Origin of the sequence: Vibrio sp. 1F169 (assembly GCF_041439605.1) — a bacterium.
Taxonomy (GTDB): domain Bacteria; phylum Pseudomonadota; class Gammaproteobacteria; order Enterobacterales; family Vibrionaceae; genus Vibrio; species Vibrio tasmaniensis_A.
Genome location: NZ_JBGOOI010000103.1, coordinates 1 through 10951 on the forward strand (window position 1 = coordinate 1; position 10951 = coordinate 10951).

At 43.5% G+C, this 10951-nt stretch carries 7 protein-coding genes; 2 read left to right on the plus strand and 5 right to left on the minus strand.

What is annotated here, in order from left to right:
• Nucleotides 1–129 precede the first annotated feature (129 nt).
• Nucleotides 130–1041 (minus strand): DUF3943 domain-containing protein, encoded by a 912-nt coding sequence (locus ACED53_RS21755; RefSeq protein WP_009848852.1) that lies wholly within the window; start codon nt 1039–1041, stop codon nt 130–132.
• Nucleotides 1042–1249: 208 nt separating this feature from the next.
• Here ACED53_RS21755 and ACED53_RS21760 point away from each other — a divergent pair, with 208 nt between their 5' ends.
• Nucleotides 1250–2485, plus strand: a complete 1236-nt coding sequence (locus ACED53_RS21760) for a CinA family nicotinamide mononucleotide deamidase-related protein (protein WP_029225592.1) — start codon at nt 1250–1252, stop codon at nt 2483–2485.
• 303 nt (nt 2486–2788) lie between these two features.
• Here the strand turns inward: ACED53_RS21760 and yfaE are convergent, their stop codons facing one another.
• The 4 genes from yfaE to ubiG all read right to left on the minus strand — a co-directional run bounded on the left by yfaE (nt 2789) and on the right by ubiG (nt 7837).
• Nucleotides 2789–3067 carry a class I ribonucleotide reductase maintenance protein YfaE gene (gene yfaE, locus ACED53_RS21765; protein ID WP_012604325.1) on the minus strand — a complete coding sequence of 93 codons (279 nt, stop codon included), beginning with the start codon at nt 3065–3067 and terminating at the stop codon, nt 2789–2791.
• On the minus strand, nt 3067–4200 hold the full coding sequence (gene nrdB, locus ACED53_RS21770; RefSeq protein WP_004733365.1) for a class Ia ribonucleoside-diphosphate reductase subunit beta: 1134 nt from the start codon (nt 4198–4200) through the stop codon (nt 3067–3069). The genes yfaE and nrdB overlap by 1 nt, the downstream gene beginning before the upstream one ends.
• A gap of 103 nt (nt 4201–4303) precedes the next feature.
• Entirely contained in the window at nt 4304–6586 is a 2283-nt protein-coding gene (nrdA, locus tag ACED53_RS21775; RefSeq protein WP_009848849.1) for a class 1a ribonucleoside-diphosphate reductase subunit alpha, read from the minus strand.
• 504 nt (nt 6587–7090) lie between these two features.
• On the minus strand, nt 7091–7837 hold the full coding sequence (gene ubiG / locus ACED53_RS21780; protein WP_017101817.1) for a bifunctional 2-polyprenyl-6-hydroxyphenol methylase/3-demethylubiquinol 3-O-methyltransferase UbiG: 747 nt from the start codon (nt 7835–7837) through the stop codon (nt 7091–7093).
• 258 nt (nt 7838–8095) lie between these two features.
• Here ubiG and gyrA point away from each other — a divergent pair, with 258 nt between their 5' ends.
• A complete protein-coding gene (gene gyrA, locus ACED53_RS21785) occupies nt 8096–10846 on the plus strand; it encodes a DNA gyrase subunit A (protein WP_017101816.1) in 2751 nt (916 codons plus the stop codon).
• Nucleotides 10847–10951 lie beyond the last annotated feature (105 nt).

Below are 10951 nucleotides of genomic sequence, written 5' to 3' on the forward strand. Positions count from 1 at the left end.
ATCTGTAGGATCGTTCAACTGATCAGGAAAATGCTTAAATGATCAGTGTTAGCTAGAGAGCCGCTTTTAGAAGAGTTGTCGCATTTATTTGAAATGCAGTAACATAGAGTTCAGAGACTGGAAGTCGATTTAAAACGTTACTTTAAAGTTCATACCAACAAACTGAGAGTCGTATGTTGCCCCTGCATCGTAGGCGAATCGGGCTGCGTCTTTGTTATCCCACCAAGGGTTAGTATTCAGATTAACTTCTGCGTCACCACCCCATGCATCACTTACCCAGTAGTGGATATGGCCAACAGGGTTGAGGAAGAATAATGAAACATCACCCATGGTTTGAGAGCCCATCACTTCGCCACCTGAAGCAACAATGTCTTGCTCTGCTTCTAGCATCATTTCACCGACAACAGCCCCAAAGAATGGTGTAATAAAGATATCTTGCCATGACGGTACTTCAGCAAACGCTTCTACGCCGTATTCCCAGAAAAATGTCGACATTGTCCAAGAGTATAAGAAAGACTCAAACTCGTCATAACCAGCATGTCGAGCTGCGGTGTAGTAAACACCACCGAAATACGGATGCATTACGTAGTTTAGGAAGTGTTCATCACGGTCCCATACTGGGCCTTCAGAAACGTTATCTTTCCATTTTTTACCTAGTGCACTGATATCACGCTGGTCATCATCCCACTTAGTGATACTTTCCGGTAAAAGCGTCATGAGGCCAACGGTTGCGACACTTAAACCAAGAATGGTATAAGTTTGGCCCATGAGGTAATCCCAATCTTTGCCATCGCTAACGGTAAGGTAGAGTGGTTGTTTTTCGATGGTTAAATCATATTGGTCGCTTGTTTCGCTTAGCGCATAATTGTTACTAGGCTTATAGGTGTACAAGCTTTCATTAACACAGTAATCTTGAGCGCATTCATCCGAATAAGAAAGGTTGATTGGTTGGTCGAAGTCATATTGGCTTGCAACCGAGTTAACTGACATTAGCATTGTAAATGCAGCAGTAACCTTCGTTAGTAACGGTGATTTGGCCACAAGGGTCTCCATGAGAAGTTAATAATTGATCCGAGTCACAATTATCTATTAAATGCTTAGTTTAGGGAACTAATAATTTATTGCTTTTCCTAAGAAAACCTTAGATTAAGCATTAGTAATATTTGTGAAAAGGTGAATGACTCAAACTCAACCTTAGACTAGTTTGTAAATAATGCCGTGTCTTTTAATGGCCACAAGGGATATAAATATGACGAAAATCGCAATGTTAAGCACTGGTGAAGAAGTTCTTCATGGGGACATTGTCGACACAAACGCAGCTTGGATGTCTGCTGAGTTTTATCAGCACGGCTTTGCTTTGGCAAAGCGTTCAACTGTGGGCGACCAAATGAACGCTCTGATCGAAGAACTGCTGATGCTGAGCTTCAACTATGATGTGGTTATCGTCAATGGTGGTTTGGGGCCGACAACTGATGATATGAGTGCGGCCGCTGCGGCTGCGGCCTCAGATCAAAAGCTTGTCATGTTCCCTGAGTGGCTGACTCGTATGGAAGAGATGTTCTCTGGACGTGGTATGCCGATGCCTGACAGTAACCTTAAGCAAGCTTTATTACCCGCGAGTTCAGAGATTGTTGATAATCCTGTGGGTACGGCTTGCGGGTTCAAGCTGAAAATCAACGATGCGACTTTCTATTTCACTCCTGGTGTACCGAGTGAATTCAAACGTATGGTGACGTTTGAGATTATTCCTGACTTGTCGCGTACCTACCCTCAAGTGGTTGCCTCTGAATGCAGTCGATTGTTTACGTTTGGTTTGTCTGAATCGGGTATCTCGGATGTGTTAGACCAGCTTAAGCTTCCAGCAGGCTATGAACTTGGCTACCGCTCTTATCTGCCTTTTATTGAGGTCAAACTGTTTGGTCCTAAGGCAGACTTAGAAACTCGCGTTAAGCTTCTGCAAATGGTTTACAAGCTGCTAGAGAGTAATGTCGTGAGCGTTGATGAGCCAATGATTGACCATATTGGACACATCATGGCGGAAAAAAAGAAGACGTTATCTGTATCTGAAGTGTCGACCAAAGGCGCCCTATCAGCGTGGCTGCAATTGAATGAGCAGGTTGAAGACTGCTTTGGGCATTCATGGGTCATGGCTGAGCCAAAAGAGAGCGAACTTGAAAAGAGTGATCCATTAGCCGCAACCTTTGCACTGGCTGGCGCTACAAGAGAGAAGTGCGGTACAGAACTAGCTTTGGTTACTGGTAAATTAGAAGGCAACACATTCAGCGTCGCATTGTCGACTGAAGCAGGAGAGTGGGGGCAGGTGCTTGAGTTTTATCGTCAGTACTCACGCGAAGACCAACGCAACGTGATTAAGACCGTTGCCGCCGATATGCTGAGAAGGCATCTAGACAACAAACCGATGTTTGGTACTTACTCTTCGGTTAAGCGATTGAAAGACATGTTTATTCCTAAAGCGGTACTATAAACCAAGTTAACGCTATAAAGTCCAAATTAAAGCTATAAAGCTATAAAGCTATAAAGCTATAAAGCTATAAAGCTATATATGTAATAAATTATATACATCAATAAAGCCGAGTTGGTGCAATAAGCGAGTTGTCTGATTGAGCCAACATGAAAAACAAAAAGGGCCTGATAATGAAGATTATCGGGCCCTTAAATTTTTAAGCTTTTCTGTTAACGATTCAACATTGTACTAATCGCGCTAAGTAGCTAAGTAGCTAAGTAGCTAAGTAGCTAAGTAGCTAAGTATAAGATCTAAGTACAAGTATTAAGCACTTTTTTGCTTATTTCTGTGAATAACGTTACTCAGCGATAGTTCTGTTTTTGCTTTACAGATACAAGGCAAAATTTCATCGCCTTGCGTGTAAGCCATAGCAAAACCAACGTACTCGACTTCACCTGAATCCAACGTACAGCGGCAAGCGCCACAGTGGCCATCTCGGCAGTTGTATTCTGGCTCTAACCCTGCTTGTTCCATTGTTTCCAATAGAGTATTTGAAGGGTTAGATTCAATAGAAGTCAGCTTGTTGATTTTGATTGTTGGCATTACAGCTCAAACCCTTCAAAGTCGTCAGCTTTTACTTCGTTGTCGATTTGGCCAACTAGGTAAGAACTGATTTCAGCTTCTTGTGGAGCAACTTGAACGTTATCTGAAGACAACCAAGCGTTGATCCATGGAATTGGGTTCGATGTTGCTTCTGGGTAAGCCGTACCTAGACCAACCGCTTGCATACGGATGTTGGTAATGTACTCAACGTATTGGCAAAGAATATCTTTGTTTAGACCAATCATAGAGCCATCTTTGAATAGGTATTCTGCCCACTCTTTCTCTTGCTCAGCCGCTTCTTTGAATAGGTCGAAACACTCTTGCTTACACTCTTCAGCGATCTGCATGAATTCGAAGTCATCTTGGCCATTACGCAGCAAGTTGATCATGTGCTGTGTACCAGTAAGGTGAAGAGCTTCATCACGAGCGATTAGCTTGATGATCTTCGCATTACCTTCCATTAGCTCACGTTCAGCGAATGCGAATGAACATGCAAAACTTACGTAGAAACGAATCGCTTCCAGTGCGTTTACAGACATTAGACATACGTAAAGCTTCTTCTTCAGGTCGTGAAGTGAAATCTTAACGTCTTCGCCGTTGATGTTGTGGTTGCCTTCACCGTAGCGGTGGTAGTCAGCCGTCAGCTTGATCAAATCGTCGTAGTAAAAGGCGATGTCTTTAGCACGCTTCAGGATCTCTTCGTTTTCAACGATGTCGTCGAATACTACGCCTGGATCATTTACGATGTTACGGATGATGTGCGTGTAAGAACGAGAGTGAATCGTTTCAGAGAATGACCATGTCTCAATCCAAGTTTCAACTTCTGGTAGTGATACCAATGGAAGTAGGGCAACGTTAGGGCTGCGGCCTTGGATAGAATCTAGAAGCGTTTGGTACTTCAAGTTAGAGATGAAGATGTGCTTTTCATGCTCAGGAAGCTTGTTGTAGTCGATACGGTCACTAGACACGTCGACCTCTTCTGGGCGCCAGAAGAAAGAAAGCTGCTTTTCGATAAGCTTTTCGAAGATTTCAAATTTTTGTTGGTCGTAACGTGCAACGTTTACCGACTGACCCAAGAACATTGGTTCTTTTAGTTGGTCATTTTTTTGTTGAGAAAAAGTACTGTAAGCCATAAATGCCTCAAATCCTTTAAAGACCCGCAATAAAACGGACCCTGTTAATGCTTTAAACCCAGAGAAGATAACTCTTCTCTGGGGTCTTAATGTTTATTGCGATTTAGATCTTACAACCGCCGCCTTCACAATCTTCTTCCGGCACTTGAACTGCATCGCCTTGATCGTCTTTAGCACCATCACGCGTGTTATGGTAGTAAAGCGTTTTAACACCGTACTTGTACGCTGTTAGCAGGTCTTTGAGCAGCTGCTTCATTGGTACCTTACCGCTGTCGTAAACACTTGGATCATAGTTAGTGTTTGCAGAGATAGCTTGGTCAACGAATTTTTGCATGATACCCACTAAGTGTAGGTAACCGTCGTTATTGCCAATGTTCCAAAGTAGCTCGTAGTTGTTTTTAAGATTTAAGAAATCAGGAACAACTTGCTTCAGGATACCGTCTTTCGACGCTTTCACTGATACATAACCACGTGGTGGCTCGATACCGTTAGTCGCGTTCGAGATTTGAGACGAAGTCTCAGAAGGCATAAGCGCTGTTAGCGTAGAGTTACGCAGACCGTGCTCCATGATCTCTTCACGTAGCGTGTCCCAATCGTAGTGCAGAGGCTCTTCACAGACTAAGTCGATATCTTTTTTATAAGTATCGATTGGCAGTAGGCCTTTCGCGTAGTTGGTCTCGTGGAAAGATGGGCAACGGCCTTGTTCTTTCGCTAGTTCAACAGACGCTTTTAGCAAGTGGTATTGAATTGCTTCAAAAGTACGGTGAGTCAGGCCATTTGCGCTGCCGTCAGAGTACTTAACACCATTCTTCGCCAGGTAGTATGCATAGTTGATGACACCCACACCTAAAGTACGACGATTCATTGTCGATTTGTATGCTGCTGGAAGCGGGTAGTCTTGGTAATCAAGCAGTGCATCAAGTGCACGAACAACCAACTCAGAAAGCTCTGCTAAGTCGTCGAGTTCATTGATTGCGCCAAGGTTGAACGCTGAAAGCGTACACAGTGCAATCTCACCTTCGTCATCTTCCACGTTAGAAAGTGGCTTAGTTGGTAGCGCGATTTCTAGACATAGGTTCGATTGACGAACAGGTGCTACTTCAGAATCAAACGGGCTGTGTGTATTACAGTGGTCAACGTTCTGAATGTAGATACGACCAGTAGAAGCACGCTCTTGCATTAGTAGAGAGAACAGTTCAACCGCTTTCACAGTTTCACGTTTCACTGAAGGATCGTTTTCGTACTTAACGTACAGCTCTTCAAAACGCTCTTGGTTTTCGAAGAACGCATCGTAAAGTCCAGGTACATCTGAAGGGGAGAACAGGCTGATGTTGCCACCTTGAACAAGACGAGAGTACATAAGCTTATTAAGCTGTACGCCGTAGTCCATGTGACGAACACGGTTCTCTTCAACACCACGGTTGTTTTTCAGCACTAATAGAGACTGAACTTCACCGTGCCATAGTGGGTAGAACACGGTTGCTGCGCCGCCACGAACACCACCTTGAGAACAACATTTTACTGCTGTTTGGAAGTATTTGTAGAAAGGGATACAGCCAGTGTGGAACGCTTCACCACCACGAATTTCAGAACCAAGCGCACGGATACGACCTGCGTTGATACCAATACCAGCACGTTGAGATACGTAACGAACAATAGAGCTTGCTGTTGCGTTGATAGAATCAAGGCTGTCACCACACTCGATCAGTACGCAAGAACTGAATTGACGAGTAGGCGTACGTACACCAGACATAATTGGTGTAGGTAGAGAAATCTTAAACGTAGATGAGGCGTCGTAAAAACGTTTGATGTAATCCAGACGAGTTGATTTCGGGTATTTACCGAATAAACAAGCAGCAACTAGGATGTAAAGGAACTGAGCACTCTCGTAAATTTCTTTTGTTACACGGTTTTGCACGAAGTATTTACCTTCAAGCTGCTTGACCGCTGCATAAGAGAAGTCCAAGTCACGCTTGTGGTCGATGTACGCGTCAAGCTCGTCAAACTCAGCTTTCGTGTAGTCTTCCATTAGGTGGCTATCGTATTTACCCATATCAACCAGTTTTGCAACGTGGTCATATAGAGCCGGTGGCTCGTACTCGCCGTACGCTTTTTTACGTAGGTGGAATACTGACAGACGTGCTGCTAGATATTGGTAATCAGGAGTCTCTTCAGAGATTAAATCCGCTGCTGACTTAATGATTGTCTCATGGATGTCAGTGGTGGTGATGCCATCGTAAAACTGAATGTGAGCTTTCAATTCTACTTGTGATACAGAAACATTGTGCAAGCCTTCAGCTGCCCAAGTGATCACTCGATGGATTTTCTCTAAATCGATTGTTTCTTTGCGCCCGTTACGTTTGGTAACAGTAAGTTGTTGGTTCATTCTGCTTAATTTCCCTAACAAAACTGAACAAAGCCGTGTTTTTGTGTATTTCTGTGTAATTTTTGTAAATTACGTTTCGGCTTTGTGATCTTGGTCTACCCATACATTGTAGTTCAAACACAACATATAGGGGTCATTTGTTTGTTGGGTTACAAGATAGTGCTACAGCTTATATTTTTCAAGGTAAAGAAATGGGAGTGCTTGTGGATAAGTGGTGGATTGAAAAAAAACTGTAAGTGACCACTAACTGACGAGGTTCGATGTGACTTGATTGTATAAAAATAGCCTTTTAAGGTTGCTTTATTTTTGCGCACACATAAAAAAAAATCCCTTGATCTTTGAGCAAAATGGGCAATGGATTTTGGATGATTAAAATTAAATCTAGGTGGTCAAAATGGAAGCGAGCGCACGAAATTTAGACTGAAAAAAGTCGTAAAGTTATGTTAATTACAACTCTTTTCAATCGTCTTTTTCTAAAAGATTTTAAGCTGGTGATATTAATAGTTATCGGGTGAGATTTTGCGTGTGGACTATGTAGTTAACATCTACATTTGTGCCCAAACGGTAAGTGTCCGTTAACGGGTTGTAGTGCAGTCCTGTAATCCCCAATTCTTGCAGCGGAGTGTTGTCTATCATCTTGATAAGTTCCGCTGGGCGAATGAACTTTTCGTGGTCGTGAGTACCTTCTGGGACAATCTTAAGTAGCTTTTCTGCACCTACTATAGCGAATAGGTAAGACTTAAAGTTACGGTTCAGTGTCGAGAAGAACACATGGCCGCCCGGTTTAACCAACTTTGAACAAGCCGAGATAACCGATTGTGGGTCTGGTACGTGCTCTAGCATTTCCATGCAGGTCACCACATCGTAAGTTTGTGGGTTTTGCTCAGCATGATCTTCAATGGTGCTTTGAATGTAATCAAGCTTGGTGCCGGTTTCTAATGCATGCAGACGAGCGACTTCTAGCGGTTCTTTACCCATATCTAAACCAGTGACTAGCGCACCTTCAACGGCCATGCTCTCAGCCAAAATACCGCCACCGCAGCCAACATCGAGAACTTTCTTGCCAAATAGGCCTTCGGTTTTCTCTAGAACGTAATTTAGGCGCAGTGGGTTGATTTGATGTAGTGGCTTAAACTCGCCTTCTAGATCCCACCAGCGCGACGCCATGTCTTCGAATTTTTTGATTTCTGCTGGGTCTACGTTTTGTGATTTAGTCATAATCGGCATTTCCAAGTTAAATAATGCATCCATGAAATTGCAGGCATTATAACTTGCCTTTTCCTGCTGACCAGAAGATCTACAATTTTGCTAGTTTATTGAGTGTAAAGTGACCATGTTTCAGCAAGATATGACGCTGAGGTGCAATTTCTCATCAATAGATTGGCTACAAGGGTCACAAGATGGTAAAAGGAGAGGGAAAGTGATGCCTCCGTAGGTAAATTTGTGTTATATTTTTCGGTCTTATACGTATTCAAAAATACGATCTGACTATAGAGGGAAAATGGCTCTATGAGCGATCTAGCGAAAGAGATCACGCCCGTAAATATTGAAGATGAGCTTAGAGGTTCATACCTAGACTACGCGATGTCCGTCATCGTTGGTCGTGCCCTTCCAGATGTGCGTGATGGCCTAAAACCAGTACACCGCCGCGTTTTGTTCGCGATGAATGTATTAGGTAATGATTGGAACAAAGCATATAAAAAGTCTGCTCGTGTAGTAGGCGATGTAATCGGTAAATATCACCCACACGGTGATAGTGCGGTATACGAGTCAATTGTTCGTATGGCTCAGCCGTTTTCACTACGCTATATGTTAGTCGATGGCCAAGGTAACTTTGGTTCGGTTGACGGCGATTCAGCTGCGGCAATGCGTTATACCGAAGTTCGTATGTCAAAAATAGCTGGTGAGCTATTAACGGATCTTGATAAAGATACGGTTGACTTCGTTCCTAACTATGATGGAACCGAGCAAATACCAGCAGTTTTACCAACAAAAATACCAAACCTATTGGTTAACGGTGCTTCTGGTATCGCAGTAGGTATGGCTACCAACATCCCGCCGCATAACCTTGGCGAAGTTGTTGATGGCTGTTTAGCATTTATCAATAATGAAGACATCACTATTGATGAGCTAATGGACTACATCCCGGGTCCAGACTTCCCGACAGCAGCATTAATCAGTGGCCGCAAGGGCATTGTCGATGCATATAAGACTGGCCGAGGCAAAGTCTACATGCGCTCGAGAGCTGAAATTGAAACGGAAAAGAACGGTAAAGAAACTATTATCGTTACTGAAATTCCGTATCAAGTGAACAAAGCTCGTCTGATCGAGAAGATTGCAGAACTTGTAAAAGACAAGAAAGTTGAAGGCATCAGTGCACTGCGTGACGAATCTGATAAAGATGGTATGCGTATTGTTATTGAATGTAAGCGTGATGCTGTCGGTGAAGTTGTACTAAACAACCTTTACTCACAAACTCAACTGCAAACAACTTTCGGCATCAACATGGTTGCTCTGAACAACGGCCAACCACAACTTTTCAACATTAAAGATATGTTGAAGTGTTTTGTTGACCACCGTCGTGAAGTTGTGACACGTCGTACTATCTTCGAATTGAAGAAAGCGCGCGACCGTGCACATATCTTGGAAGCTCTATCTTTAGCGCTTGCGAACATTGATGAAATCATTGAACTGATCAAGAACGCACCAACACCAGCAGAAGCTAAAGTTGGTCTAGTATCTCGTGGTTGGGATCTTGGTAACGTTGCATCAATGCTTGAACGCGCTGGTACTGATGCAGCTCGTCCAGATTGGCTTGAAGACCAATACGGTATCCGTGATGGTCAATACTTCCTAACGGAAACTCAAGCGCAAGCTATTCTAGAACTTCGTCTTCACCGCCTAACTGGCCTTGAGCACGAGAAGATTCTAGACGAATACAAAGCACTTCTAGAAGAAATCGCTGAGCTAATGCATATCCTTGCAAGCACTGAGCGTTTGATGGAAGTTATCCGTGAAGAACTTGAAGCGGTACGTGATATCTATGGCGACGAACGTCGTACAGAAATCACAGCAGCGGTTCATGACATCGACATGGAAGAGCTAATCGCTCAAGAAGACGTTGTAGTAACGCTTTCTAACGCAGGTTACGTTAAGTACCAAATCCTAAGCGACTACGAAGCTCAGCGTCGTGGTGGTAAAGGTAAGAGTGCAACTAAGATGAAAGATGAGGATTACATTGAGCGTCTGCTTGTTGCTAATACTCACGATAACATCTTATGTTTCTCTACTCGTGGTAAAACGTACCGTCTGAAAGTTTACCAACTGCCTCAAGCAAGCCGCACGGCTCGTGGTAAGCCTATCGTTAACATTCTTCCTCTAGAAGAAGGTGAGCGTATTACGGCTATCCTGCCTGTTTCTGAGTTCTCTAACGAGAAATTCATCTTCATGGCAACAGGCGACGGTACCGTTAAGAAGACATCACTGGATCAATTCGCAAACGTACGTGCTAACGGCCTAATCGCAGTTAACTTACGTGACGATGATTCACTGATTGGCGTTGATATTACTGACGGTAATAGCGACATCATGCTGTTCTCGAAGTCGGGCAAAGTTGTTCGCTTTAACGAGGACAAAGTACGTCCAATGGGTCGTACTGCCTCTGGTGTTCGTGGTATGAAGCTAGCGGGTGACGACCAAGTGGTTTCACTGATTGTTCCTGTAGCATCTGTACCACAACCGAATAAAGTGAGTAACTTTAGTGGCACTAATGCTTTACTTACTCCAGCATTTAGAACACGAGTTGAAGGTGATGTATTGACTGTGACTGAAAACGGTTACGGTAAGCGTACTGAGCTGGCTGAATACCCAACGAAAGGCCGTGCAACGCAAGGTGTAGTATCTATCAAAGTCTCTGATCGTAATGGCCCAGTTGTTGGTGCTGTTCAGGTTGAAGAAGGCGATGAAATGATGATGATCACCGACGCAGGTACACTAGTACGTACTCGCGTAGCGGAAGTAAGCCAAGTTGGTCGTAACACTCAAGGTGTAACACTGATTCGTACTGCTGAAGACGAGAATGTTGTAGGTCTACAACGTATCGACGAAGTAGAAGAAGCTGAGATTGTTGAAGGCGAAGAAACTGAAGAAGCAAATGCTGACGCAGTGAACGCTGAAACGGCTGTTGTTTCTGAATCAAGTGAAGAGCAAGCATCTGATGCTTCTGACTCTGAAAGTGATAGCGAGCAAGACACTGAGTAATCTCGATTACGTTAAGTAATTAAGCTTACCATTGAAAAAACCGAGCCTAAGTGATTAATGCCGTTCGGATAAGCATTATTGCTTGAACCTGAACGGATATTTGGC